General features: G+C 71.9%; 30 protein-coding genes. 14 read left to right on the top strand and 16 right to left on the bottom strand.

Going from position 1 to position 25,257, the window contains the following annotated elements:
• The first annotated feature begins 85 nt into the window (after positions 1-85).
• Positions 86-841 (top strand): hypothetical protein, encoded by a 756-nt coding sequence (locus tag IEZ31_RS56120; RefSeq protein WP_229834312.1) that lies wholly within the window; start codon positions 86-88, stop codon positions 839-841.
• On the opposite strand, the gene IEZ31_RS06215 is transcribed toward IEZ31_RS56120, so the two are convergent.
• Positions 842-2,440, bottom strand: a complete 1,599-nt coding sequence (locus IEZ31_RS06215; RefSeq protein ID WP_190248766.1) for an ABC-F family ATP-binding cassette domain-containing protein — start codon at positions 2,438-2,440, stop codon at positions 842-844.
• 186 nt (positions 2,441-2,626) lie between these two features.
• Between IEZ31_RS06215 and ypfJ the strand changes: the two genes are divergently transcribed.
• The 3 genes from ypfJ (at position 2,627) to IEZ31_RS06200 (ending at position 4,997) form a co-directional block, all read left to right on the top strand.
• Positions 2,627-3,565: a KPN_02809 family neutral zinc metallopeptidase gene (gene ypfJ, locus IEZ31_RS06210; RefSeq protein WP_190248765.1), complete on the top strand. Its 939-nt coding sequence runs from the start codon at positions 2,627-2,629 to the stop codon at positions 3,563-3,565.
• Positions 3,562-4,236, top strand: a complete 675-nt coding sequence (locus IEZ31_RS06205; RefSeq protein ID WP_229834311.1) for a DNA alkylation repair protein — start codon at positions 3,562-3,564, stop codon at positions 4,234-4,236. Before ypfJ ends, IEZ31_RS06205 begins: the two co-directional genes overlap by 4 nt.
• 119 nt (positions 4,237-4,355) lie before the next feature.
• Entirely contained in the window at positions 4,356-4,997 is a 642-nt protein-coding gene (locus IEZ31_RS06200; RefSeq protein WP_373294508.1) for a LysE family transporter, read from the top strand.
• Positions 4,998-5,525: 528 nt separating this feature from the next.
• Here the strand turns inward: IEZ31_RS06200 and IEZ31_RS06195 are convergent.
• Genes IEZ31_RS06195 through IEZ31_RS06160 form a run of 8 tightly spaced genes read right to left on the bottom strand, consistent with a single transcriptional unit; the run spans position 5,526 to position 11,951 of the window.
• Positions 5,526-5,930, bottom strand: coding sequence for a metal-sulfur cluster assembly factor (locus IEZ31_RS06195; protein ID WP_190248764.1), 405 nt, complete (start codon positions 5,928-5,930; stop codon positions 5,526-5,528).
• Positions 5,849-6,307 (bottom strand): Fe-S cluster assembly sulfur transfer protein SufU, encoded by a 459-nt coding sequence (sufU, locus tag IEZ31_RS06190; RefSeq protein WP_190248763.1) that lies wholly within the window; start codon positions 6,305-6,307, stop codon positions 5,849-5,851. The genes IEZ31_RS06195 and sufU overlap by 82 nt, the downstream gene beginning before the upstream one ends.
• Entirely contained in the window at positions 6,307-7,554 is a 1,248-nt protein-coding gene (locus IEZ31_RS06185; RefSeq protein WP_190248762.1) for a cysteine desulfurase, read from the bottom strand. The genes sufU and IEZ31_RS06185 overlap by 1 nt, the downstream gene beginning before the upstream one ends.
• Positions 7,555-7,566: 12 nt before the next feature.
• The gene (gene sufC / locus IEZ31_RS06180) at positions 7,567-8,343 is read right to left on the bottom strand and encodes a Fe-S cluster assembly ATPase SufC (protein WP_190248761.1); all 777 of its coding nucleotides are present in this window, start codon (positions 8,341-8,343) and stop codon (positions 7,567-7,569) included.
• On the bottom strand, positions 8,340-8,666 hold the full coding sequence (locus IEZ31_RS06175) for a bifunctional 3-phenylpropionate/cinnamic acid dioxygenase ferredoxin subunit (protein ID WP_190248760.1): 327 nt from the start codon (positions 8,664-8,666) through the stop codon (positions 8,340-8,342). The genes sufC and IEZ31_RS06175 overlap by 4 nt, the downstream gene beginning before the upstream one ends.
• Entirely contained in the window at positions 8,663-9,805 is a 1,143-nt protein-coding gene (gene sufD, locus IEZ31_RS06170) for a Fe-S cluster assembly protein SufD (protein WP_190248759.1), read from the bottom strand. The genes IEZ31_RS06175 and sufD overlap by 4 nt, the downstream gene beginning before the upstream one ends.
• Positions 9,802-11,208, bottom strand: a complete 1,407-nt coding sequence (sufB, locus tag IEZ31_RS06165) for a Fe-S cluster assembly protein SufB (RefSeq protein ID WP_190248758.1) — start codon at positions 11,206-11,208, stop codon at positions 9,802-9,804. Before sufB ends, sufD begins: the two co-directional genes overlap by 4 nt.
• On the bottom strand, positions 11,205-11,951 hold the full coding sequence (locus IEZ31_RS06160; protein ID WP_190248757.1) for a helix-turn-helix transcriptional regulator: 747 nt from the start codon (positions 11,949-11,951) through the stop codon (positions 11,205-11,207). Before IEZ31_RS06160 ends, sufB begins: the two co-directional genes overlap by 4 nt.
• A 290-nt stretch (positions 11,952-12,241) precedes the next feature.
• On the opposite strand from IEZ31_RS06160, the gene IEZ31_RS06155 reads away from it, so the two are divergent.
• Positions 12,242-13,177 (top strand): COX15/CtaA family protein, encoded by a 936-nt coding sequence (locus IEZ31_RS06155; protein WP_229834310.1) that lies wholly within the window; start codon positions 12,242-12,244, stop codon positions 13,175-13,177.
• Here the strand turns inward: IEZ31_RS06155 and IEZ31_RS06150 are convergent.
• Complete coding sequence (locus IEZ31_RS06150; RefSeq protein WP_190248756.1) at positions 13,132-13,677, bottom strand: GNAT family N-acetyltransferase; 546 nt, start codon at positions 13,675-13,677, stop codon at positions 13,132-13,134. The genes IEZ31_RS06155 and IEZ31_RS06150 overlap by 46 nt on opposite strands.
• On the bottom strand, positions 13,628-14,287 hold the full coding sequence (locus tag IEZ31_RS06145; protein ID WP_190248755.1) for a DUF4184 family protein: 660 nt from the start codon (positions 14,285-14,287) through the stop codon (positions 13,628-13,630). The genes IEZ31_RS06150 and IEZ31_RS06145 overlap by 50 nt, the downstream gene beginning before the upstream one ends.
• 171 nt (positions 14,288-14,458) lie before the next feature.
• Between IEZ31_RS06145 and IEZ31_RS06140 the strand changes: the two genes are divergently transcribed.
• Entirely contained in the window at positions 14,459-15,304 is an 846-nt protein-coding gene (locus IEZ31_RS06140) for a class I SAM-dependent methyltransferase (RefSeq protein ID WP_190248754.1), read from the top strand.
• A gap of 70 nt (positions 15,305-15,374) precedes the next feature.
• Entirely contained in the window at positions 15,375-15,689 is a 315-nt protein-coding gene (locus IEZ31_RS06135) for a hypothetical protein (protein ID WP_190248753.1), read from the top strand.
• Here IEZ31_RS06135 and IEZ31_RS06130 read toward each other — a convergent pair.
• From IEZ31_RS06130 to IEZ31_RS06110, 5 genes are read right to left on the bottom strand one after another with little or no spacing between them, the layout of a single operon-like run.
• Positions 15,673-16,809: a 4-hydroxybenzoate 3-monooxygenase gene (locus tag IEZ31_RS06130; RefSeq protein WP_190248752.1), complete on the bottom strand. Its 1,137-nt coding sequence runs from the start codon at positions 16,807-16,809 to the stop codon at positions 15,673-15,675. The two genes, IEZ31_RS06135 and IEZ31_RS06130, sit on opposite strands and share 17 nt — an antisense overlap.
• On the bottom strand, positions 16,809-17,570 hold the full coding sequence (locus IEZ31_RS06125; protein WP_229834308.1) for an ABC transporter ATP-binding protein: 762 nt from the start codon (positions 17,568-17,570) through the stop codon (positions 16,809-16,811). Before IEZ31_RS06125 ends, IEZ31_RS06130 begins: the two co-directional genes overlap by 1 nt.
• Entirely contained in the window at positions 17,564-18,325 is a 762-nt protein-coding gene (locus IEZ31_RS06120; RefSeq protein ID WP_190248751.1) for an ABC transporter permease, read from the bottom strand. Before IEZ31_RS06120 ends, IEZ31_RS06125 begins: the two co-directional genes overlap by 7 nt.
• 8 nt (positions 18,326-18,333) lie before the next feature.
• Positions 18,334-19,092 carry an ABC transporter permease gene (locus tag IEZ31_RS06115; protein ID WP_229834306.1) on the bottom strand — a complete coding sequence of 253 codons (759 nt, stop codon included), beginning with the start codon at positions 19,090-19,092 and terminating at the stop codon, positions 18,334-18,336.
• Positions 19,089-20,060 carry an ABC transporter substrate-binding protein gene (locus tag IEZ31_RS06110; protein WP_190248750.1) on the bottom strand — a complete coding sequence of 324 codons (972 nt, stop codon included), beginning with the start codon at positions 20,058-20,060 and terminating at the stop codon, positions 19,089-19,091. The genes IEZ31_RS06115 and IEZ31_RS06110 overlap by 4 nt, the downstream gene beginning before the upstream one ends.
• A 161-nt stretch (positions 20,061-20,221) precedes the next feature.
• Between IEZ31_RS06110 and IEZ31_RS06105 the strand changes: the two genes are divergently transcribed.
• The 7 genes from IEZ31_RS06105 to IEZ31_RS06075 are packed head-to-tail and all read left to right on the top strand — an operon-like array spanning position 20,222 to position 25,227.
• Complete coding sequence (locus IEZ31_RS06105; RefSeq protein ID WP_229834305.1) at positions 20,222-21,046, top strand: CoA transferase subunit A; 825 nt, start codon at positions 20,222-20,224, stop codon at positions 21,044-21,046.
• A gap of 41 nt (positions 21,047-21,087) precedes the next feature.
• Complete coding sequence (locus tag IEZ31_RS06100) at positions 21,088-21,819, top strand: CoA-transferase subunit beta (protein ID WP_229834303.1); 732 nt, start codon at positions 21,088-21,090, stop codon at positions 21,817-21,819.
• A complete protein-coding gene (gene pcaH, locus IEZ31_RS06095) occupies positions 21,816-22,478 on the top strand; it encodes a protocatechuate 3,4-dioxygenase subunit beta (RefSeq protein ID WP_190248748.1) in 663 nt (220 codons plus the stop codon). Before IEZ31_RS06100 ends, pcaH begins: the two co-directional genes overlap by 4 nt.
• Positions 22,475-22,945 carry a peptidase associated/transthyretin-like domain-containing protein gene (locus IEZ31_RS06090; protein WP_190248747.1) on the top strand — a complete coding sequence of 157 codons (471 nt, stop codon included), beginning with the start codon at positions 22,475-22,477 and terminating at the stop codon, positions 22,943-22,945. Before pcaH ends, IEZ31_RS06090 begins: the two co-directional genes overlap by 4 nt.
• Complete coding sequence (gene pcaB / locus IEZ31_RS06085) at positions 22,938-24,071, top strand: 3-carboxy-cis,cis-muconate cycloisomerase (protein ID WP_229834301.1); 1,134 nt, start codon at positions 22,938-22,940, stop codon at positions 24,069-24,071. Before IEZ31_RS06090 ends, pcaB begins: the two co-directional genes overlap by 8 nt.
• Positions 24,068-24,442: a carboxymuconolactone decarboxylase family protein gene (locus IEZ31_RS06080; protein WP_190248745.1), complete on the top strand. Its 375-nt coding sequence runs from the start codon at positions 24,068-24,070 to the stop codon at positions 24,440-24,442. The genes pcaB and IEZ31_RS06080 overlap by 4 nt, the downstream gene beginning before the upstream one ends.
• Positions 24,439-25,227 carry an IclR family transcriptional regulator gene (locus IEZ31_RS06075; protein ID WP_190248744.1) on the top strand — a complete coding sequence of 263 codons (789 nt, stop codon included), beginning with the start codon at positions 24,439-24,441 and terminating at the stop codon, positions 25,225-25,227. The genes IEZ31_RS06080 and IEZ31_RS06075 overlap by 4 nt, the downstream gene beginning before the upstream one ends.
• Positions 25,228-25,257 lie beyond the last annotated feature (30 nt).

Raw genomic sequence — 25,257 nt, 5'->3', positions numbered from 1 at the left:
GTGGGGGCTCGACCGAATCGGCGTCGACAACCACATCGTCCTCGGATTCCTGATCACCGCGGTATCGGCACTGACGATTCCGTTGGTGCTGTCGGCGGTGCGCGACTCGGTCGGCGAGGAGGCGGCCCGGCGGTACCTCCCGGTGCTCGTCCTGGCCCCCTACGCCATCTGGGTGGCGGTCAGCCTGGACGGCCTCGTGGCGGTCCTGGGCGCCGCCGCGATCGTGGCCGGGCTGCGGGCCAGCCGGCGACGGGTCCGCGGCTGGCCGGCGAGCGGCTGGGCCCTGCTGGCGGGCCTGCTGATCGGCCTGGCCGCCCTGTTCTCGTACTCCGCGCCCTGGCTGGGCCTGTCGCTCGTCTGCGTGTACTTCGCCCGCCGCCGCGCCTTCCTCAACGTGATGAGCGGCGTGGGCGCCCTCCTCCCGGTCCTGGGCGCCCAACTGCTGGGCTTCGCCTGGGCCGACGGGCTGGTGGCGGCGGAGACGGACTACGCGAGCCGCGTGGCGCCCTACCGCTCGGTGCTGTGGTGGAGCGCGATCAGCGTGGTCGTGCTACTGCTCGCCACCGGCCCGGCGATCGCCGCCAGCGCGCGGAAGATCCGCAACACGGCGGCGTGGCCGTTCCTGGTCGGCGCCGGGGCCGCGGTGGTGTTCTCGATCGCGGCCGGCCTGGCCCGGGGTGGCGTGGAGCACGCCTGGCTGCCGTTCTTCCCGTGGCTGACGGTGGCCGCGATCGCTCCGGAGCGGCCCGCGGGCGAGCTGCCGCCCACGCCCCTCCTCCTGGTCACGATGGGTGCGGTGCTGGCCGTCGTGATCGAGGCGGTGCTGGTCACGCCATGGTGATCAGGCGAGCTCCACGAGCTCCAGCAGGTCGTCGCTCCACGTGTCCTCGACGCCGTCGGGAAGGAGGATCGCCCGGTCGGGCTTGAGGGCGGAGACGGCACCCGGGTCGTGGGTGACCAGGACGATGGCGCCCGGGTACCGCGCGATCGCGTCGAGCACCTGCTCCCTCGACACCGGGTCGAGGTTGTTCGTCGGCTCGTCGAGCAGCAGCACGTTGGCGCCCGAGCACACCAGCGTCGCCAGGGCGAGCCGCGTCTTCTCGCCGCCGGAGAGCACCCCGGCCGGCTTGTCGACGTCGTCGCCGGTGAACAGGAACGCGCCGAGGATCTTCCGCAGCTCGGTGTCGTTCTGCTCCGGCGCCGCCGAGCGCATGAGCTCCAGGATCGTGCGGTCGACGTCGAGCTGCTCGTGCTCCTGCGCGTAGTACCCCAGCTGCAACCCGTGCCCGGGAAGGACCTCGCCGGTGTCGGGGACGAGCTCGCCCGCGAGCATCCGCAGCAGGGTCGTCTTGCCGGCGCCGTTGAGGCCCAGGATGGCCACCCGGGAGCCGCGGTCGACGGCGACGTTCACGTCCATGAAGATCTCGAGCGACCCGTACGACTTCGACAGCCCGCGCGCCGTCAGCGGGGTCTTGCCGCAGGACTTCGGCTCGGGGAACCGCACCTTGGCGACCTTGTCGGCGACGCGGACCTCCTCCAGGCCGCCGAGCATCCGCTCGGCCCGGCGGGCCATGTTCTGCGCGGCGACGGTCTTCGTCGCCTTGGCCCGCATCTTGTCGGCCTGGGCCATCAGGGCGCCGGCCTTCTTCTCGGCGTTGGCCCGCTCGCGGCGGCGGCGCTTCTCGTCGGTCTCGCGCTGCTGCTGGTAGAGCTTCCAGCCGACGTTGTAGAAGTCGATCGTGGCGCGGTTGGCGTCGAGATACCACACCTTGTTGACGATCGCGTCGAGCAGGTCGACGTCGTGCGAGATGACGATGAACCCGCCCTTGTGCGTGGCGAGGAACCCGCGCAGCCAGCTGATCGAGTCCGCGTCGAGGTGGTTGGTCGGCTCGTCGAGCAGCAGGATCCCGCCGCCGGTCGCGGCCGCGTCGCGGAACAGGATGCGGGCCAGCTCGATGCGGCGCCGCTGGCCGCCGGAGAGCGTGCCGAGGGTCTGGGCCAGCACCCGGTCGGGCAGGCCCAGGTTGGCGCAGATGCGGGCGGCCTCGGCCTCGGCCGCGTAGCCGCCGAGCCCGGCGAACTGGTCCTCCAGCTGCCCGTAGCGGCGGATGAGCCGCTCGTCGTCGCCGAGGCGCTGCTCCAGGGCCTTCATCTCGGCGTAGATCGTGTCGAGGCCGCGCGCCGACAGCACCCGGTCACGGGCGGTCACCTCGAGATCACCCGTGCGCGGGTCCTGCGGCAGGTAGCCCACCGGGCCGCGCCGCTCGACCTGGCCGGCGTGCGGGGAGCCCTCGCCGGCGAGCACCTTGAGGGTGGTGGTCTTGCCGGCGCCGTTGCGCCCGACGAGACCGATGCGGTCGCCGGGCTGCACGCGCAGGTTGATGTCGCTGAGCAGGATGCGCGCACCCGCGCGCAGCTCAAGACCGGTGGTCGTGATCACCGAAGGACTCACTTTCGGGCAGCAGGGATTTCGACAGGACGCGGGCGAAGCGTCACTCCCTCTGCGTGATCACGGGGATATCCTACCGTGCGGTCCCCACAGGACCGCCACACGATTACGTCACAAGATCATCGGGTACCCCCGCACCAAGCAGACGCCGGTCGATCCCCCAACCCGAGGTGTGCGATGGAGTTCAACGACGATGCGGATCTCGACACCAGCCAGGTCGACGACCGCCGCGGCTCAGGCGGCGGCGGCTTCGGCGGCGGTGGCGGAGGCGGCCTCGGCGGCATCCCGATCCCGATCGGCGGCGGCAAGAGCGGCCTGATCATCACGATCGTCATCCTCGCCATCGTCGTCTGCGGCGGCGGCGGGCTCTTCGGCAGCGGCCTGCTGGGCGGCGGCAGCGACAAGGGCGACAACACCAACATCAGCAAGTCGTGCGACAAGAGCAACCCGGACCGCTTCAAGAACGCCGACTGCCGCAACGTCCTCTACATCAACTCGGTGCAGGCGTACTGGAAGCAGATGCTCCCGCAGGCGTTCGGCAAGCAGTACCAGCCGGCGAAGACGGTCTTCTTCAGCAACGCCGTCAACACCGGCTGCGGCCAGGCGGACTCCGGCGTGGGCCCGTTCTACTGCCCGGCGGACAGCCAGGTGTACATCGACCTGACCTTCTACAACGAGCTCTCCAGCCGCTTCGGCGCCTCGGGCGAGTTCGCGGCGCCGTACGTGATCGCCCACGAGTACGGCCACCACATCCAGAACCTGCTCGGCACCAACGCGAAGGCCCAGCAGGGCTCGCAGCAGGGCGCCAAATCGGCGTCGGTGCGGCTGGAGCTGCAGGCCGACTGCTACGCCGGCACCTGGGCCAACCACGCCACCGAGACCAAGGACCCGAAGGGCGACGCGCTGTTCAAGTCGATCAGCGAGTCGGACGTCGCCGAGGCGGTCGAGGCCGCGGAGGCGATCGGTGACGACACGATCCAGAAGAGGTCCGGCGGCCGGGTCAACCCCGACGCCTTCACCCACGGCACGTCGGCGCAGCGCAAGAAGTGGTTCCTGCAGGGCTTCAACACGGGCGACCCCCGCCAGTGCGACACGTTCAGCGCGAGCAGCCTGTGATCGAGCGCCTCCAGGAGGTCTTCACCGCCGGCGCGGACCCCGACCGCGCCGGCCCCATGAAGGCCTACATGCGCGACCGGTTCGAGTTCCTCGGCCTCACCAGCGAACCCCGCCGCGCGCTGACCCGCGAGGTCCTGGCCGGCGCGGCCAAGCCCACCGAGCGTGACCTGGTCGAGGTCGCGCTCGCGTGCTGGGCGCTGCCGCAGCGCGAGTACCAGTACTTCGCCTGCGACTACCTGCGCCGCTACGCCAAGGTCCTCACCCCGGCCGCGCTGCCGGCCATCCGCACGCTCGTCACCACCAAGTCGTGGTGGGACACCGTCGACATCCTGGCCGCCAACGTCGTCGGCCCGATGGTGACCGCCCACCCGGCGCTGCTGCCGACGATGGACGAGTGGGCGCACCGGCCCGGCGAGCTGTGGCTGGCGCGGACGGCGATCCTGCATCAGCTCCGGTACGGCCGACGCACGGACACCGACCGCCTCTTCGCCTACTGCGCGTCCTGGGCCACGGAGCCCGACTTCTTCATCCGCAAGGCGATCGGCTGGGCGCTGCGCGAGCACGCGAAGACCGACCCGGGGGCGGTCCGCACCTTCGTCGCCGACCACCCGGCGCTGAGCCCGCTGTCGGTCCGCGAGGCCCTGAAAACCATTGGCCACGGACCCGCATGAGTCGTCAGACTTCGCGCCATGTCGAGCATCAGGTGTCGTAGTCGCGTCGTAGCCCCTGCGGGGGAAGGCGCGCGTCGACAGCCCTGCGCCCCGACGGAGGCGAGCCGCAAGCAGCGCTCGTGAGCGCCGGCCTCGGAGAGGTCGTCCTCTCCGGCCTGCTCGCCGGCTACGGCGTCGCCATGCCGGTCGGCGCGATCGGCGCCCTGATCGCTGCCCTGGCCGCCCGCACGTCCTGGAAGGTCGGCTTCTCCGCCGCGATGGGCGTGGCCACGGCCGACGGCGTGTACGCGGTCATCGCCGTCCTCGGCGGCGCCGCCCTCGCCGGCGTCATCGCGCCGATCGCCACCCTGCTACGCTGGGTCGCGGCGGTCGTCCTGTTCGCCCTGGCGGCGAAGACGGCGGCCGACGCCCTCCGCGCCCGGGGCAAGCCGGCGACCACCCGATCGGCTGCGGAAGGCCGGATGAGCCGGCCACTGGGCGCATACTTCGCCCTGCTGGGCCTGACCCTCCTCAACCCGGCCACCATCGTGTACTTCGGGGCGCTCGTGATGGGCCGCCGCGCCGACGACGGCCTGTCGGCGGGCGCGGAGACGGTCTGGGTCACGGCGGCGTTCGCGGCGTCGGCGAGCTGGCAGTTGCTGATCGCGGGGAGCGGCTCGCTGCTGGGGCGCCTGCTGACCAGCCCGTCGGGCCGCCTGTGGACGGCTCTGTCCTCGGCCGTGGTGATCGCCGTGCTGGCGCTGCTGCTGCTCTTCCCTTAAGGCCGTGGCCGCACTACACAGACGTTGGTCGATCCACCCTCACGACACGAGATCGAATCGAGGGTAGATCGACCAACGTCAACAAAGAACCGCCACGGCACACCGGCGCCACCCCCGCCCTCCCCGACGCCACACCGCTTCCACGCGGCCACACCGCACAGACATTGGTCGATCTACCCCCACAACGCCGAGATCAAACTGAGGGTAGATCGACCAACGTCAACGAAGGACGGCCGCGGCGCGCACAGGGCGCGCGACGGCAGGCGCAGAGTGCGCCACGGCCGTCGCACGCACGTCGCCCCGACCCCACTCGCGTCGATCTTGCAGTTATGGTGCCACGAAACTCCCAGAATGTCCGGGTTTGTCAGGCACCACAACTGCAAGATCGACGCAGGATGCCGGCGCGCGGGCGGCGCGGGCGGCGCGGGCGCGCGGGCGCGGGCGCGCGGTAGGTGCGGCGGCGGCGGGTGGAGGCGGCGCGGCCGCGGTGCGCACACAGCGCGCCGCGGCCGGACGGAGCGGAGCGGGTCAGACGTTGAAGCCCAGAGCGCGGAGCTGGTCGCGGCCCTCGTCCGTGATCTTGTCCGGGCCCCACGGCGGCAGCCAGACCCAGTTGATGCGGATGTCGGAGACCAGGCCGCCGCCCGGGCCCGTGCACAGGGCCTGGCGGGCCTGGTCCTCGATGACGTCCGTGAGCGGGCAGGCCGCCGACGTGAGCGTCATGTCCAGCGTGGCCACGTTGTCCTCGTCGACGTGGATGCCGTAGACGAGGCCCAGGTCCACGACGTTGATCCCGAGCTCCGGGTCGACGACGTCCTTCATCGCCTCTTCGATGTCGGCGAGCACCGCGGTCATGATGGTTCCTCCGTAGACTCCGCAGCAGAAGCCCGGCTGAGCGCGTCCTTGAACGCCATCCAGGGCAGCAGGGCGCACTTGACGCGCGCAGGATACTTCGCGACGCCGGCGAACGCGACGGCGTCCTCCAGCACGGCCTCGTCCGGCTCGACCGTGCCGCGCCCGCCCATCAGCTCGGCGAAGGCCTCGTGACGGCGCAGCGTCTCGGCGATCGTGGCGCCGGTGAGCAGATCGTGCAGGACGCTCGCCGACGCCTGGCTGATTGAACAGCCCATGCCCTCGTAGGACACGTCCGCCACCACGTCGCCCTTGATCGTGACGCGGAGCGTGACCTCGTCGCCGCAGGTGGGGTTGACGTGGTGCGCCTCGGCGTCGAAGGGCGCGCGCAGCCCCCGGCCGTGCGGGCGCTTGTAGTGGTCCAGGATGATCTCCTGGTACAGCTGGTCGAGTTGCATCAGGCGAAGACCTTCCGCACCCGCTCCACGCCGCGGACCAGGGCGTCGATCTCGTCCGTCGTCGTGTAGAGGTAGAACGAGGCCCGGGTGGTCGCCGGCACGCCGAAGCGCACGCAGGTCGGCCGCGCGCAGTGGTGTCCGACGCGCACCTGCACGCCCTCGTCGTCGAGGATCTGGCCGACGTCGTGCGGGTGGACGCCCTCGACGGTGAAGGAGATCGTCGCGCCGCGGTCCACGGTGGACGTCGGGCCGATGATGCGCACGTCCGGCACCGACTGCAGCGCGTCGAGCGCGTAGGCGGTGATCGCCTTCTCGTGCGCGACGACGGCGTCCATGCCGACCGCCGACAGGTAGTCGACGGCCGCGCCCAGGCCGACCGCCTGCGCGATCGGCGGCGTGCCGGCCTCGAAGCGGGCCGGCGGGGGCATGAACGTGGTGCCGGTCATCGACACGGTCTCGATCATCGAGCCGCCGCCGAGGAACGGCGGCATCGCGTCGAGCAGCTCGAAGCGGCCCCACAGTGCGCCGATGCCGGTCGGGCCGAGCATCTTGTGGCCGGTGAACGCCACGAAGTCGACGCCGAGCGCCGAGACGTCGACCGGGACGTGCGGCACCGACTGCGAGCCGTCGACCAGGACGAGCGCGCCGACCTCGCGGGCCCGGGCGGCGATCACGTCGACCGGGTTGATCGTGCCGAGGATGTTCGAGTAGTGCACGAACGCGACCAGCTTGGTCCGCGGCGTGATCACCTCGTCGATACCGGACAGGTCGAGCCGGCCCTCGTCGGTCATGCCGAACCACTTGAGGGTCGCGCCGGTCCGCTGGGCGAGCAGCTGCCAGGGCACGATGTTCGAGTGGTGCTCCATCTCGGTCACGACGATCTCGTCGCCCGGGCCGAGCCGGAAGCGGGGGTCGTCGGACACCGCGCTGAAGGCGTGCGCGACCAGGTTGATCGCCTCGGTCGAGTTCTTGGTGAACACGATCTCGGCGGCCGTCGGGGCGCCGACGAACCCGGCGATCTTCTCCCGCGCCCCTTCGAACGCCTCGGTCGATTCGGTACCGAGGGTGTGCACCGACCGGGCGACGTTGGCGTTGTGCTGCTCGTAGTGCTCACGCACCGCGTCGATCACCTGGCGCGGCTTCTGCGAGGTGTTCCCCGAGTCGAGGTAGACCAGCGGGTTGCCGTTGATCTGCCGGTCGAGGATCGGGAAGTCCTTGCGGATGGACTCAACGTCGAGTGCGCTCATGTATGGAAACCCTTACGCGAGTGAGGCCGGTTCGGCGTCGGTGAGGTACCGCTGGTAGCCCTCGTCCTCGAGCCGCTCGGCGAGCTCGGGCCCGCCCTCCTCCACGATCCGGCCGCCGGCGAAGACGTGGACGAAGTCCGGCTTGATGTACCGAAGGATTCGCGTGTAGTGCGTGATGAGCAGCAACCCGGTGTCACCCGACGAGCGGACCCGGTTGACGCCCTCGCTGACGATGCGCAGCGCGTCGATGTCGAGGCCGGAGTCGGTCTCGTCGAGCACCGCGATCTTCGGCTTGAGCAGCTCGAGCTGCATGATCTCGTGGCGCTTCTTCTCGCCGCCGGAGAAGCCCTCGTTGACGTTGCGCTGCGCGAACGCCGGGTCCATCTGCAGCTTCTCCATCGCGCCGCGCAGCTCGGTGGCCCAGGTGCGCAGCTTCGGCGCCTGGCCGTCGATCGCGGTCTTGGCGGTGCGCAGGAAGTTCGCGACCGAGACGCCGGGGACCTCCACGGGGTACTGCATCGCGAGGAACAGCCCGGCGCGGGCCCGCTCGTCGACGGTCATCGCGAGCACGTCCTGGCCGTCGAGGGTGACCGTGCCGCCGGTGACCTCGTACCGCGGGTGGCCCGCGATCGAGTACGCGAGCGTCGACTTGCCGGAGCCGTTGGGACCCATGATGGCGTGGGTCTCGCCCGCTCGTACCGTCAGATCCACACCGGCGAGGATCGGCTTGAGCTCGCCGTCGGGCAGCTTGACCGAGACCTGCAGGTTGCTGATGGAAAGCTCGCTCACTTGGTGACTCCGTTACTCGGGTTCAGGTCGATGTAGACGTCGCCGTCGCGGACCTCGACGGGATAGACCGGGACCGGCTCGGTGGCGGGCAGCCCGGTGGGCTCGCCGGTGCGCAGGTCGAAGCGCGAGCCGTGCAGCCAGCACTCCAGGGTGCAGCCCTCGACCTCGCCCTCCGACAGCGGGACCGAGGCGTGCGAGCACTCGTCGTAGACGGCGTAGAAGTTGTCGTCGTCGGCGTGGACGAGCGCGATCTCGGTCCCGTCCACGGTGACCTGGACGGCCTCGCCCTTGGCCACGTCCGTGGCCGCACACACGCGGATCATGAGCCGGCCCGCTCCAGCCGCGCCTCGATGGCGGCGCCGAGCCGGTCGCGCAGCTCCTCGACCGGGATCTTGTGCAGCAGCTCGTGGAAGAAGCCGCGCACGACGAGCTTGCGGGCCTCGTCGTCCGGGATGCCCCGGGACATCAGGTAGAACAGCTGCTCGTCGTCGAAGCGGCCGGTGGCGCTCGCGTGGCCGGCCCCGGCGACCTCGCCGGTCTCGATCTCCAGGTTGGGCACCGAGTCGGCGCGCGCCCCGTCGCTCAGGACCAGGTTGCGGTTGATCTCGTACGTGTCGGTGCCCGTCGCCTCGGCCCGGATCAGCACGTCGCCGACCCAGACGGTGTGCGCGTCGTCGCCCTGCAGCGCCCCGCGGTACCCCACGTAGCTGCGGCAGTCGGGCACCGAGTGGTCGACGAGGAGGCGGTGCTCGAAGTGCTGGCCGGCGTCGGCGAAGTAGAGGCCGAACGCGTCGATCTCGCCGCCGCGGCCGGTGTACTCGACGCTGGTGTACTGCCGGACGAGGTCGCCGCCGAGGGTCACCTGCACGTGCGTGACCTTCGCGTCGCGGCCCAGCCGGAAGCGGACGTGCTGCGCCTGCACGGCGTCGCCGTCCCAGTCGGTGACGGTGACGAACGTGAGCCGCGCGCCGTCGGCGACCAGCACCTCGACGTTGTCGGCCAGGGTGACCATGCCGGTCTGCTCCAGCACGACCGTGGCCTCGGCGAGCTGACCCACCTCGACGACCGTGTGCCCGAACGCGACCTCGGCGGTCGACCCGGCCAGGCGGACCACGGCCGGGGCGTCGAGCACCGCGTTGCGCGCGACCGAGACGACGAGCGCCTCGGCGGCCGCGCCGGCGGCGAGGGCGCTGATCCGGTCGAACGGGGTCAGCGCCGAGCCGACGCGCGCGTCACCGCGGTCGACCGTGGTAACGGTGACACCCGCCGGCAGCTCGCCGACCTCGGCCTTGGGCGCGGTGGCGCCGACCTCGAAGGAGCCGGACGCCAAACCGCGGAGGCGCTTGAGCGGGGTGAACCGCCACTCCTCCTCGCGGCCGGTGATCGCCGGGAAGTCGGCGACGTCGAACGAGCGGACCTGCTGGGCGCGGGTCTTCGGGGGTACCAGAGCGGGAGCGCTCATCCGACAGCGCCCTCCATCTGCAGCTCGATGAGCCGGTTGAGCTCCAACGCATACTCCATGGGCAGTTCCTTGGCGATCGGCTCGATGAAGCCGCGCACGATCATCGCCATCGCCTCGTCCTCGGTGAGCCCGCGCGACATCAGGTAGAACAGCTGGTCGTCGCTGATCTTCGAGACGGTGGCCTCGTGCCCCATCGACACGTCGTCCTCGCGGATGTCGACGTACGGGTACGTGTCCGAGCGGGAGATGGTGTCCACCAGCAGCGCGTCGCACTTGACCGTCGACTTCGAGTGGTGGGAGCCCTCGAGCACCTGGACGAGTCCGCGGTACGAGGTGCGGCCGCCACCGCGCGCGATGGACTTCGACACGATCGTCGACGACGTGTGCGGGGCCGCGTGGACCATCTTGGCGCCGGCGTCCTGGTGCTGGCCCTCGCCGGCCATCGCGACGCTGAGGACCTCGCCCTTGGCGTGCTCACCGGTCATGAAGACCGCCGGGTACTTCATCGTCACCTTGGAGCCGAGGTTGCCGTCGATCCACTCCATGGTCGCGCCCTCGTGGCAGACGGCGCGCTTGGTGACCAGGTTGTAGACGTTGGTCGACCAGTTCTGGATGGTCGTGTACCGGCAGCGCGCGTTCTTCTTCACCACGATCTCGACGACCGCCGAGTGCAGCGAGTCCGACGAGTAGATCGGCGCGGTGCAGCCCTCGACGTAGTGCACGTACGCACCCTCGTCGACGATGATCAGGGTCCGCTCGAACTGGCCCATGTTCTCGGTGTTGATCCGGAAATACGCCTGGAGCGGGATCTCGACGTGGACGCCCTTCGGCACGTAGATGAAGCTGCCGCCGGACCAGACCGAGGTGTTCAGCGCGGCGAACTTGTTGTCCCCGACCGGGATGACGGTGCCGAAGTACTCCTTGAAGAGCTCCTCGTGCTCCTTGAGCGCCGTGTCGGTGTCGAGGAAGACGACGCCCTGCTCCTCCAGGTCCTCGCGGATCTTGTGGTAGACCACCTCGGACTCGTACTGCGCGGCCACGCCCGCGATCAGCCGCTGCTTCTCGGCCTCGGGGATGCCCAGCTTGTCGTACGTGTTCCTGATGTCCGCCGGCAGGTCGTCCCAGCTCGCGGCCTGCTTCTCGGTCGAGCGGACGAAGTACTTGATGTTGTCGAAGTCGATGTGCGACAGGTCGGCGCCCCAAGCCGGCATCGGCTTGCGCCCGAACAACCGCAGGCCCTTGAGGCGCAGGTCGAGCATCCACTGCGGCTCGTTCTTCTTGGCGGAGATGTCGCGCACGACGTCCTCGTTGAGGCCGCGGCGCGCCGAGGCCCCCGCCGTGTCGGAGTCGGCCCAGCCGTACTCGTACCGGCCGAGGCCGGCAAGCTGATCGGCAGTCGTCATCTCACGTTCCTTTGCCTATCGGGACGGGCACCGGGAAGCACCGGCGCCGGAATGTGGGTCGTGCAGACGCCATCGCCGTTGGCGATGGTCGCGAGCCGCTGGACGTGCGTGCCGACCAGCCGGGAGATCACCAGCGTCTCGGCCTCGCACAGCTGCGAGAACTCGGCGGCGACGTGCGCCACCGGGCAGTGGTGCTGGCAGAGCTGCCCGCCGGTGGCGATCGTGGTCGCACCCGCGGCGTAGCCCTCCGCGGTCAGCGCCTGGGCGAGCGCCTCGGCCCGCGCGAGCGGATCGTCGCCCGCCTCGGCCATGGCCGCCCGGCACCGCTCCTCCAGCCCGGCGACCTGTGCGGCCGCGAACTCGGACACCGCTCCCGGGCCGTCGTGCTCGGCGATCCAGCGCAGCGCCGCGGCCGCGAGCCCGTCGTAGGTGTGCGGCAGCGTCTCGCGCGCGGCGGCGGTCAGCGTGAACGTCCTGGCCGGCCGTCCCCGGCCTCGCCGCCCGCGCTCGGGCCGCTCGCGGCTCTCGACGAGCCCCTCGGCGAGCATGGCGTCGAGGTGCCGCCGGATGCCCGCGGGGCTCAGCCCGAGGGCGAGCGACAGCTCGGAGGCGGTGGCGGACCCTTGCTGGAGCAGCAGCTCGGTGACCCGGTCCCGGGTGCGGACATCAAAGGCACCGCCGGGCGGGCACGCGTCAGCGACCTGCGGCGGAACCGCAGCCGGCGTCGCCTCGGCGTTTTTCACAACACCAACGTTACGTAATTCACCGAGGCCCGGCAAACCGCCCCCCGGGTGATCCACGGCACGGAAGGTAACCCTAACCAAACCCGGTCACACCCGGTCGGCAACCGCCGCGGCACCCACCGGCTTCCCTCGATCATGGCACGGCCCGGCCGCCATGATCGATGGAGAGATCCGGCCGTCATGCCAACCAGAACGCTCCTTCGATCATGAGCCAGCCCGGAACCGCCGTGAGGCGGCGGCGTGACGTGGGGGGAAGCGGGGTGATATGTAGCCTCGCGTAGTATCGGGCCGTGCTTCGCTTCCTGCTCCGGCTCCTCGACAGCAGGGCCACGCTGCGGCGGGCCGCCCTCGCCACCCTGGTGGCCAACATCGGCATCGTCGTCACCGGCGGGCTGGTCCGGCTGACCGGGTCCGGGCTCGGCTGCCCCACCTGGCCGCGGTGCACCGACGAGTCCTACGTCACCACGAGGGAGATGGGGTTCCACGGGGTCATCGAGTTCGGGAACCGGACGCTGACCTTCCTCATCGGGTTCATCGCGGCGATCGCGCTGCTGGCGGCCTGGCGGCAGCGCAGGCAGGTGCCGGGGATCCTCGCCGGGGCGATCTGGGTGCTGCTCGGCATCGGCATGCAGGGGGTCATCGGCGGCATCACCGTGCACATGGAGCTCAACCCGTGGATCGTGGCGACCCACTTCCTCGCCTCCATGGTGCTCATCGCGATCGCCTACGTGTTCTGGCACCGCACCAAGGAGATCCCGCCCGCCTGGACCGCCCCCAAGGCGATCCGGACCGGGGGCGTGCTCATCACGCTGGTGAGCGCGGCCGTGCTCGTGCTCGGCACCATCGTCACCGGGAGCGGGCCGCACTCCGGGGACACGCGGGCGAGCCGCACCGGGTTCGACCCCGCGGCGATGTCGCAGCTGCACGGCGACGCCGTGTTCGTGCTCGTCGGGCTCACGGTGGCCAGCTGGCTCGGGCTGCGCGCGCTCGGGGCGCCGCTGCGGGTCACCCGGGCCGCGGCCACGCTGCTGCTCGTGGAGCTGTTGCAGGGCGTGATCGGCTTCGTGCAGTACTTCGCGGGACTCCCCTGGCCCGTGGTCATCCTGCACATGCTGGGCGCCTGCCTGGTCTGGACGTCGACGCTCAGCGTCCTGCTCGCACTGACACCGCAGACCAGAGGTCAGGCCGTCGAGGACCGCGACCACTCGCTCGCCAGCACGGCGTAGCGCAGGTCGTCGGTCCACTCGCCCTTCCACCAGCTGGCCTGCAGGCACAGGCCCTCGCGGCGGAACCCCAGCCGTTCGAGCAGGCGGGCGGACGGCGCGTTGCGCGCGTCGAGCGACGCGTGCACCCGGTGCAGGCCCTCCTCGACCAGCAGGAACTCCACCACCCGGCGGACGGCCTCGGTCGCGTAGCCGCGGCCCTGGAACGCCGGCGCAAGCGTGAACCCGATCTCGGCCTGGCGGCCGCCGTCGCCCCGGTTCACCCCGACGTCGCCGACGAGCGCGCCGCCGTCCTTGGCCTCGACCGCGTACTGGAACCAGCCCTCCCGCTCGGGATCCAGGTGGGCCGTCTCGGTGACGAACGCGATCGCGTCGCCCAGCGGGAACGGCGCGTCCCAGGACTGGTAGCGGGCCACGCCGGGATCGGACCGGTAGGCGGCCAGGGCGGGCGCGTCAGCCGGGCGGAACCGGCGCAGGACGAGACGGTCGGTCTCCAGCAGCACGCGCCCACTGTAGTGCCGCCGCCGCGCAGAGCAACCCGACCGTCACCGACGTGATGAGGCGGACGCCGAGCACGTGGACGCCGTGGTACCCCAGGAGCCAGGTCGCCGTGAACCCGAGGGCGGTGACGCCGGTCGCCACGCCCCAGAACGCGAGCGGCGCCCTGGGCACCTCCGGCGCCGGCCCGTGCCAGTTCCGCAGCAGGTGGCGGCGCCCGATGTACCACAGGAGCAGCGGCATCAGCAGGACCGCCGACGCGTCGCTGGCCCGGCGGATCTGGTACCACGCGGCGACCGGCCCCGGATGCGTGACCAGGTCGAACAGCAGGTGGCTGGCCAACCCGGCCAGCGCCGACGACGCCGTGATCCACCACCGGTGCCGCACCCGGCCGAGCACGCCGAACTCCCGCAGCCGGCTCGGCAGGTGCGCGGCCACGGCGGGCGCGCCGAGCCGGATCAGCCAGGCGACGAGGACCGCGGTCGGCAGGCCCCACCAGAACATGGCCGGGATCGTGTGGCTGCGGATGGTGACCCCGAACCCGTCGAGGGCGTAGGCGAAGTCGGGCGCGCACGCCCCGGTGGCCAGAGCGACCCCGTCGAACAGTTCTCCCATTTCGGTCGGGGCCTATCGGCTTTGGACCCGGCACGGGGCCGCCACAGCTTCAGCGGCAGGACCGCGAGCGGATGCGTCGGCAACGTCGAAGGCACTCCCCGATGCTGCCCACGAAGGCCGCGAAAAGGGCCGGCGTGCACGAAACCCGCACAACACCTCTACCGTTGAGCGGTGACCTACACGCTGGACTGGGACGAGCACGCGCCGCGACTGGCGGCGGCCGCCTCCGACGAGGCCGGGTGGTACGCGGCCGTCGCCGCCGAGCTGGTGCGGGACACCGACCGGGTGGCGATCGACGTCGGCTGCGGCGGCGCCGGGATGACGGTCGCGCTGGCCCGCCGCATCGACCGGGTCATCGCCGCCGACCACAACGCGAAGGTGCTCGACGCCGCGCGGACGGTCGTCGCGACCGCGAACACGCGCGCCGAGTTCGCCCTCGTGGACCTGGACAAGGAGCTGGACCTGCCCGCGGCCGACCTGGTGTGGTCGTCGGCGGCCGTGCACCACGCGGGCGACCAGCAGGCGACCCTCGGCAAGCTGGCCGGGCTGCTCAAGCCGGGCGGGCGGCTGGCGATCGCCGAGGGCGGGCTGCGGCCGCGGCACCTCCCGTGGGACCTCGGCGTCGGGGAGCCCGGCCTGGAGGTGCGCCTCGACGCGGCCCAGGACCGCTGGTTCGCCCGGATGCGGGCCGAGCTGCCCGGGAGCGTCCCGATGCCGTACGGCTGGCCCGAGGCGCTGCGCCGGGCCGGCCTGGAGGAGGTCACGACCCGCACGTTCCTGCTGGAGCGCCCGGTGCCGCTGTCCGCCGCCGACCGGGAGCGGGTCGTCGCGAGCCTCGGCAAGCGCCTGGAGTGGCTGCGGGACACCGACCTGCTCACCGACGCCGACCGGCGGACCTGGGAGCGGCTGCTCGACCCGGACAGCCCCGATTGGCTCGGTCACCGGGGCGACCTGCACTCGGTCGAGGCCCGCAGTGTGCAACTGGGCACCCGCAAAAGGAAAACCCGCGAACCATAATTCGTTGCCAGGCTGTAAATTCATCTGCACGTTCTAGGGTCGCAGATCTTTGCTGTGCCACCCTTTTGCAATGGGGCACACGGAACCGCTCATCATGCAGATCTACTGCCGCCTGGAAGTTGCGGTGACCGATCCGGAGTTGATCGGGAAGCTGGCCGGCCAGCAGCTCCGCGAGGCGGAGATCGACTGGTCACGGCGGGAGGAGGACCTCGAGGAGGCGGTCCACCAACTGGAGTCCGACCTGACGCAGGCATTGTCGTGTGTCGTTGAGCATGATCGGATGATCGACGATCTGCCCGGCGTGGAGTCGCGGGGCGGGCTGGTGTTCACCGCGTTCGGCAAGCCGGACGACCGCTTCCGCCCGGGGTTCACGGACTTCCTGTAAGGCCCACGTAGTTCTCGGCGAGTGTCGTCGCCGCGGCCGCCGACCCGACCACGTAGCGCAACTGGGAGCGTTGCAGCTCCCGCGTGAACGGGTCGGCGTCGGGGGCCAGGTGCAGCATCGAGGTCATCCACCAGGAGAAGTGCTGCACCCGCCAGACCCGGCGCAGGCAGGTGTCGCTGTAGGCGTCCAGCCCCGCCTCGTCGCCGCCCGCGTAGAAGCGGCGCAGCCCGTCGGCGAGCACCTTGACGTCGTGGACGGCCAGGTTGAGGCCCTTGGCGCCGGTCGGCGGGACGATGTGGGCGGCGTCGCCGGCCAGGAACAGCCGGCCGCGCCGCATCGGGGCGACCACGAAGCTGCGCATCGCGGTGATGCCCTTCTCCAGGATCGGCCCCTCCGTGAGGGTGAACCCGTCGTGGGCGAGGCGCCGCTGCAGGGCCGCCCAGATCCGCTCGTCGGGCCAGTCGTCCAGCTTCTCGTCCGGGGCGACCTGGAGGTACAGCCGGGTGATCGTGGGCGAGCGCATGCTGTGCAGCGCGAATCCCTCGTCGCTGAGCGCGTAGATGAGCTCCTCGGCGCTCGGCGGGGTCGCGGCCAGCACACCGAGCCAGGCGAAGGGGTAATCCCGCTCGTACACCCGCAGCGACCCCGCCACGAACGGCCGGCTCACGCCGTGGAAGCCGTCGCAGCCGGCCACGAAGTCGCCCTCGACCACGCCCTCGGCCGTCTCCACCGCCCGGTCGGAGCGCAGCCGCAGGGCGCCCTGCTCGAAGCGGATCGGGAACCCGGCCCGTGCGATGAGGTCCTTGACCACCTCGTGCTGCCCGTACACCGTGATCGCGCGCCCGGTCAGCTCGCGCAACGGGATGCGGTGGGCGACGCCGTCGAAGAGCAGCTCGACGCCGGTGTGGACGAGGCCCTCGCGGTGCAGCCGGTCGGCCACGCCGAGGTCGGTGAGCAGCTCCACCGTGCCGTGCTCCAGGACGCCGGCCCGGATCCGCTGCTCGACGTGGGCCCGGCTGTGCCGCTCCAGCACCACGCACTCGATCCCGGCCCGGTGCAGGAGGTGGCCGAGCACCAGCCCGGCCGGCCCCGCCCCGATGATCACGACCTGGGTGCGCATCAACGGCCTAGCTTCGCTTGCTGGATCTGTTCGTAGACCCGGCCGCGCAGCTCGGTGAAGCGCGCGGCCGACCGGGTGGTGAGCTGGTCGCGCTCGGCCGGCAGGTCGACGTCGAGCGCGTCGATGATGTGCGTCGGCGACTTCGACAGCACGATGACGCGCTGGCCGAGGTAGACCGCCTCGTCGATGTCGTGGGTGACGAACAGCAGCGTGACCCGCAGCCGCTGCCACACCTGCCGGATGAGGTCCTCCAGCTCGGCGCGGGTCTGCGCGTCGACCGCGGCGAACGGCTCGTCCATCAGCAGGACCCTGGGCTCGAACGCGATCGCGCGGGCGATGGCCACCCGCTGCTGCATGCCGCCGGAGAGCTGCCACGGGTAGGCGTCGTGCGCGTCCTCCAGCCCCACGGCGGCCAGCGCCTCGTCCACCAGCCGGCGCTTGTCCGGCGAGCGCAGCGGCAGGGCCACGTTGTCGCGGACGCGCATCCACGGGAAGAGGCTCCGGCCGTACTCCTGGAACACCACCGCCAGCCCGTCCGGCGGCCCGTCGACGACCCGGTCACCGACGCGCACCTCCCCGGCGGTCGGCGCGAGCAGCCCGGCGACGCAGCGCAGGAGGGTCGTCTTGCCGCACCCCGACGGCCCGACGAGGCAGGCGAACTCCCCGTCGGCGAGCTTGAACGTCAGGTCGCCGATCGCCTCGACCCGCCGCCCGTGCCCCTCGTAGACCTTGTTCAGGCCGGTGACCTCCAGCATCACCATTCCCTCTCCGCGGCGCGCTGGCCGTGGTACCACGCCAGGCTCCACCGCTCGAACACCCGGAACAGCAGGGCCAGCAGGACGCCGATGAGGCCGAGCAGCAGCACGCCGCTGTACATCTCCGGGACCTGGAAGCCGCGCTGGAACTGCACGACGGTGAAGCCGAGCCCGCTCTGGGCCGCGAACATCTCGCTGATGACCATGAGGATGATGCCGATCGACAGGGCCTGGCGCGCCCCGGTGACGATCTGCGGCGAGGCGGAGCGCAGCACCAGGTGGGTCAGCCGCCGCGAGCCGCGGATCCGGTACGTCTGGCAGGTGTCCGAGAGGACGCCGTCCACGGCCCGCACGCCCTCGACGGTGTTGAGCAGCACCGGCCAGAGGCACCCGGAGACGATGACCAGCACCTTCATCAGGTCGCCGATGCCGGCGACGAGGATGAGAATCGGCACCAGCACCGGCGGCGGGATGGCCCGCACGAACTCCAGCACCGGCTCGACGGTGGCCCGCACGCGGGCGTGCTGGCCGATGACCACGCCGAGCCCGACCCCGGCGACGAGCGCCACGAGGTAGCCGACGGCCAGCCGGGCCAGGCTGGGCAGCACGTCGTCGACGATCCGCGGGCCGATCCAGGTCTCCGGGAAGACCGCCAGGATCTCCCGCAGCGGCGGGCGGTAGAAGTCGGTGGAGCCGGCCGAGGAGACCCACCAGCCGGCCAGGAGCAGCAGCGGGAGCAGCAGGATCTTGACGGCTCTCATGCTGGCGTTCATGCCGAGGCCGCCCGCTGCGCCGGGTGCCAGGCCAGGACGCGCCGCTCGCCGGCCCGGGTGACCAGGTTGGCCAGGACGCCGAGCACGCCGGTGACGACCACCAGCGCGTACATCGCCGCCACGGCGCCGCTCGACTGGGCTACGGCGATCTCCTTGCCGATGCCCGGGGTGCCGATGATGAGCTCCCCGGTGATCGTGAGGATCAGCGCCACCGCGGTGGCCAGCCGCAGCCCGGTCATCGTGTAGGGCAGCGCCGTCGGCCAGGTCAGCCGCCACAGCCTCTGCCAGGCGGTCAGCTTGAAGCTGCGCGCGGTGTCCCGGGCGATCGGGTCGACGTCGGCCACGCCGTGCAGCACCTGCACCAGGATCTGCCAGAACGAGGCGTAGACGACGAGCAGCAGGGTGGCGGTGCGGGCGGTGCCGTAGAGCAGCACCGCGAGCGGGATGAGCGCGACCGACGGGATCGGGCGGAGGAACTCGACGGTCGACGCCGTGTACTCGCGCAGGAGCGGCACCGAGCCGATCACCACGCCCGCGACGAAGCCCGCCACGGCCGCGATGGCCAGGCCGGCGAACCAGGTCTGCAGGGTGTCGAGCAGCGCCTGCCAGAACGCGGCGTGGCGGGCCTCCTCGCCGAGCGCGACGGCGATGCGGCTGGCGGGCGGCAGGTACTCGGCCGGCACGAGGCCGAGCCGCGGCACCGCTTCGAGCAGCGCCACGAACCCGGCCACGCCGATCAGTCCATAGGCTTTCACGGGATCAGGTCGTCCAATGCGGGTGCCTTGTCCAGCAGCTTGTCCTGCACCGCGAGGTCGGTCAAGGTCTGCACCGACGCCTTGTTCACCTCGGCCGGCCAGGCCGGCAGCGTGATCTTGGCGGTGACGTCCGCGGTGATCTGGGTGTAGGTGGTGATGATCTGCCGCACCTCGTCGGGGTGGCTCGACGCGTAGGCGAGCGACTCGGCCATCGCCTCCTTGAACCGCTTGACCAGGTCGGGGTTCTTGGCGATGAGCTCCTGCGAGGTGAAGTAGGTCGCCACGGTGAGGTCCGCCGCCGCGTCGACGTAGTTGGAGGCCACGACCCGGGCGCCCTGCGCCTTGGCCGCGGTCACGAACGGCTCCACGACCCAGATCGCGTCCACCCGGCCCGCGGCGAGCGCGGCCGGCTGGTCGGGGAAGCCCAGCTCGACGAACTGGATCCCGGACGGGTCGCCGCCGGCCTTGCGGACCGAGGCGCGCACGGTGGTGTCGCCGATGTTCTTGAGCGTGTTGACCGCGACCTTCTTGCCGGCCAGGTCCTTCGCGCTCTGGATCGGGCTGTCGCCCTTCACCAGCACGGCGCTGAAGTCCGCGCCGTCCTTGCCGGTGGAGGCGACGCCGTTGGCGACGACCTTGATCGGCAGCCCGCGGGACTTGGCCAGGATCAGCGACGTCATGTTGCTGAAGCCGAACTGGAACTGGCCGCTGACGACGCCGGGCACGATGGCGGCGCCGCCCTGGCTGGTCTCGAGGCTCAGGTCGATGTTGCGGGAGCTGAAGAAGCCCTTCTGCTTGCCGAGGTAGATGGGTGCGACGTCGACGATGGCGATCACGCCGGCGGCGACCTTGTCGGGCTGGCCGGGGGCGGCCTGGGTGGGGGACGTGTTGCTGGAGTTGCCGCCGCAGGCGGTGGCGGCGACGAGCGTGGCTGCGGTGAGGAGCGCGGTGACGGCTAGGCGGCGCATCTGGGACTCCATCCGGCAAGGGGTGTTCGGATAGCGAACTTGTGTTCGTCAGTCACCAACTCGCACCGACCGTAGAGCCATTGACGGCCCGTCGCAAGGTCTCTAGGGTTTCGCCTGGAGAACAAACGTTCGGCATGCGAACTTCCGATCGTTCGCGGCACGTGAACGTTTCGGAGGGGGTGGGCTGGGCGTTGGCCGAGCTGATGACGCTGCCCGAGGCCGTCGCGGCCCTGGTGCACGACGGCGACACGGTCGCCCTGGAGGGGTTCACGCACCTCATCCCGGTCGCCGCCGGGCACGAGATCATCCGGCAGCGCCGCCGCGGGCTCACGCTCGTGCGGATGACCCCCGACATCGTCTACGACCAGCTCATCGGCGCCGGCTGCGCGACCAAGCTGATCTTCTCCTGGGGCGGCAACCCCGGGGTCGGCTCGCTGCACCGCTTCCGCGACGCCGTCGAGCGGCAGTGGCCCGGGCCGCTGGAGCTGGAGGAGCACAGCCACGCCGGGATGGCCAACCGCTACGTCGCCGGGGCGTCCGGGCTGCCGTTCGCGGTGCTCCGGGGGTACCGCGGGACCGACCTCCCCGCCCAGACGGACACGATCAAGCCGATCGAGTGCCCGTTCACCGGCGAGGTGCTCACCGCGGTGCCGGCGCTCAACCCGGACGTCGCGATCGTCCACGCCCAGCGCGCCGACCGGCGTGGCAACGTGCAGCTGTGGGGCATCACCGGGGTGCAGAAGGAGGCGGTGCTCGCCGCGTCACGCAGCCTGGTGACGGTCGAGGAGGTCGTCGACGAGCTCGACCCGCGGCCGGGCGGCGTGGTGCTGCCGTCCTGGGTGGTGACCGCGGTCGCCGAGGTTCCCGGCGGCGCGCGTCCTTCCTACGCCCAGGGGTACTACGACCGCGACAACGACCACTACCGCGCGTGGGACGCGATCAGCCGCGACCGCGCCGCCTTCACCGCCTGGCTGGACGCGCTATGACCGGCCCGGAGCCGAGCGGAGGGCGCTTTTCCGCGGACGAGATGATGACCGTCGCCGCGGCGCGGGCCTTGCAGGGGCACACCGCGTGCTTCGTCGGCATCGGCCTGCCCAGCGTCGCGGCCAACCTGGCCCGCCGCACCGGCAACCCCGGCCTGGTGCTCGTCTACGAGTCGGGCACGATCGGCGCCCGGCCGACCCGCCCGCCGCTGTCGATCGGCGACGGCGAGCTGGCCGAGACGGCCGACACCGTGGTCAGCGTGCCGGAGATGTTCAACTACTGGCTGCAGCCCGGCCGGATCGACGTCGGCTTCCTCGGCGCCGCCCAGATCGACGAGTTCGCGAACATCAACACGACCGTCGTCGGCGACTCGTACCGCGAGCCGAAGGTCCGCCTGCCCGGCGCCGGCGGCGCGCCCGAGATCGCCGCCTCCTGCCGCGAGGTCTTCGTGGTGCTCCGGCACGGCCCCCGGGCGTTCGTGCCGCGGGTCGACTTCCGCACCTCGGTCGGCCACGGCGACGGCCCCGGCTCCCGCGAGCGCCTCGGCCTGCGCGGGCGCGGCCCGGTGCTGGTCATCACCGACCTCGGGATCCTCTCGCCCGACCCGCGGACGTGCGCGCTGACGCTGACCCACCTGCACGAGGGCGTGACCGTCGAGCAGGCCCGCGCCGCCACCGGCTGGGACCTCGCGGTCTCCCCCGGCCTCGGCCGCACCGCGCCGCCGTCCACTGTGGAGCTCGCCGAGCTTCGCGCCCTGCTGGGGGAAGATTCATGACGAGTTTCCTCGACTGGCCGGCCTACCGGTCCACCGTCCTGCGGGCGCCGAAGCGGCCCTTCGTGGCCCTTCCCCTGCGCCTGGCCGACACGGGCGGCCCGGCCCTCGGCGAGTCCCGGATCGGCCCGCTCGACCACGACCTGACCCGCCAGCACGCCGGCGAGCCGCTCGGCGAGCGCATCATCGTGCACGGGCGGGTGCTCGACACCGCCGGCCGGCCGATCCCCCACACCCTCGTGGAGGTCTGGCAGGCCAACGCCGCCGGGCGCTACGCGCACCACGTCGACCGGCACCCCGCCCCGCTGGACCCGAACTTCTCCGGGGCCGGGCGGTTCCTCACCGACCCCGACGGCCGCTACCGGTTCGTCACGATCAAGCCGGGCGCGTACCCGTGGCGCAACCACGACAACGCCTGGCGGCCCGCACACATCCACTTCTCCGTGTTCGGAAGGTCGTTCACCCAGCGACTCGTGACCCAGATGTACTTCCCGGGCGACCCGCTGTTCGACCAGGACCCCATCTTCAACGCCGTCCGCGACCCGGCCGCCCGGGCCCGGATGATCTCGGCCTTCGACCTGGAGGCGACCGAGCCGGAGTGGGCGCTGGCGTACCGCTACGACATCGTCCTGCGGGCGACCCCCTTCGAGGAGGCACCGTGAACCCGACCCCGAGCCAGACCGTCGGGCCGTACTTCGCGGTGATGCTGCCCTGGGCACGCTCCGAGGAGCTCGGCTCGGCGCTCTGGCTGCGCGGCACCCTCTACGACGGCCGGTCCGAGCCCGTCCCCGACGGCATCCTGGAGGTCTGGGACGCCGCCAGCGGCGGCTTCGGCCGCTGCCGCACGACCGCCGGCGGCGAGTACGCGTTCCGCTTCGACATGCCGGGCCCGATCGGCGCGCAGGCACCACATCTCGCGATGTCGGTCTTCGCGCGGGGGCTGCTCGATAGAGTCGTCACCAGGGTGTACTTCCCGGACGAGCCCGGCAACGCCACCGATCCGGTCCTGTCCGCGATCCCCGACACAGCAGTCCGGGAGTCGCTCGTGGCCCGCAAGGACGACGACGGCTACCGGTTCGACATCCACCTCCAGGGTCCGCATGAAACCGCATTCTTCGAGCTTGTTTGACGGCGTCCTGGCCCGCGGGGAGGTCGCCGCGGCCGTCACCGACGACGCCTGGCTGCACGCGATGCTCCAGGTCGAGGCCGCGCTCGCCCAGGTGCAGGCGTTCAGCGGGCTGATCGACCAGGCCGCCGCCGACGCCATCGGCGCCGCCGCGCGGCCCGAGCGGTTCTCCGCCGCCGAGCTCGGTGCCCGGGCGGCCGCGAGCGGCAACCCCGTCGTGCCGCTCGTGGAGGCGCTGCGGGCGGCCGTGCCGGCGGACGCGGCGCCGGCCGTGCACCGGGGCGCCACCAGCCAGGACATCCTCGACACGGCCGGCATGCTCATCGCGTCCCGGGCGGTGCGGGTCGTGCTGTCCGACCTGGCCGCCTGCGCCGAGCAGGCCGCCCGGCTGGCCCGCGACCACCGCGACACCCCGATGATCGGCCGCACGCTGCTGCAGCAGGCGTTGCCGACCACGTTCGGGCTCAAGGCGGCCGGCTGGCTCGGCGGGCTCGACGCCGCCCGGCGCCGGCTGGAGCAGGTGCAGCGGGACCGGCTCGCGGTGCAGTTCGGCGGCGCGGCCGGCACGCTCGACGCCTTCGGGGAGGACGCCCCCGACGTCCTGGAGAGCCTCGCGACGCTGCTGGGGCTGAACGAGCCCGCGGTACCGTGGCACACCGAGCGGACCCGGATCGCGGATCTCGCCGGCGCGCTCGGCTCGGCCGCCGGCGCCGTCGCGAAGATCGCGCGGGACCTCACGCTGCTCGCTCAGAACGAGGTCGACGAGGTGGCCGACGCGTCGCCGGGCGGCTCCTCCGCGATGGCCCACAAGCGCAACCCGGTCGCCGCGATCTGCGCCCTGGGCTGCGCCGGCTCCGCGCCCGGCCTGGTCGCCAACCTGCTGGCCGCGATGGCCCACGAGCACGAGCGGGCGGCGGGCGCCTGGCACGCCGAGTGGCGGCCGATGCGCGAGCTGCTGGTGGCGACCGGCTCCGCGGTGTCGTGGCTGCGCGCCGCGTTCGAGCGGCTACTCGTCCACCCCGACGTGATGCGGGACAATCTGGCCCGCAGCGGCCGCACCGGCGACCTGACGGCGGCGGGCCTGCTCGTCGACCGGGCCCTCCTGGCGTACTCGAAGGGATCATCATGAGCGACGTGGCGGCCCGCGGCGCGGCGGTGCGGCGGGAGGTCCTCGGGCCGGACCGGGCCGACCGGCCGCCCGAGCCGTTCGCCGAGCCGTTCCGCGAGTGGGTCCTGGAGGCGGCCTGGGGCCGGGTCTGGGACCGGCCCGGGCTGGACCGGCGCACCCGTAGCTGCGTCACGCTCGCCGTCCTGACCGCGCTGCGGTGCACCGACGAGCTGGAGATGCACGTCGAAGCGGCGCTGCGCAACGGCGTCACGCCGGACGAGATCGCCGAGGTGCTGCTGCACACGACCGTGTACGCTGGCGCGCCGGCCGGAAACGCGGCGTTCGCGGTCGCGTCCCGGGTGTTATCGGCGCAGGAGGAGCGTCCCGCATGACGGAGGCTCGTGGTCCCGACTTCGTGCAGTCGTTGGAGCGCGGGCTGGCCGTGATCCGGTGCTTCGACGCCGATCGCCCGGAGCTGACCCTGAGCGAGGTCGCCGCCCTCACCGGCGTGACGCGCGCGGCCGCCCGGCGCTTCCTGCTGACGCTGGCCGACCTCGGGTACGTCCGCAGCGACGGCCGCCAGTTCTCGCTCACCCCGCGCGTGCTCGAGCTCGGCTACGCCTACCTGTCGGGCCTGTCCCTGCCGGCCGTGGCCGAGCCCCACCTGGAGGCCCTCGTCGCCGAGGTCAACGAGTCGTCGTCGATGTCGGTCCTGGACGGCGAGGACGTCGTGTACGTCGCCCGCGTCCCCACCTCCCGCATCATGACCGTGATGATCAGCGTGGGCACCCGCTTCCCGGCCTACGCGACGTCGATGGGCCGCGTCCTGCTGGCCGGACTGCCGGAGGACGAGCTGGAGGCGTACCTCGCCAAGGTCCGCCTCGACCGCCTGACCACCCGCACGGTCCCCACCCCGGCCGCCCTGCTGCTGGAGATCAACCGGGTCCGCGCCCAGGGCTGGGCCCTCGTCGACCAGGAGCTGGAGGAGGGCCTGCGCTCGGTGGCCGCCCCGATCCGCGACCGCACGGGCCGCACGGTGGCCGCCCTGAACATCTCGGCGGCCGCCTCGCGCACGTCCATCGAGTCGATCCGCCGCACGCTGGTCCCGCCCCTGGTCGCGACCGCGGCCCGGATCGAGGCCGACCTGCCCTCCAGGCTGAACACCGGCCACCGCTGACCGAAGCGGATGGCTCGGGTCCGCGCAAGG

The organism is Dactylosporangium sucinum (assembly GCF_014647515.1).
Taxonomy (GTDB): Bacteria; Actinomycetota; Actinomycetes; order Mycobacteriales; family Micromonosporaceae; genus Dactylosporangium; species Dactylosporangium sucinum.
The sequence above is the reverse complement of the archived record's forward strand: the minus strand, read 5'-3'. Positions and strand labels throughout refer to the sequence as shown.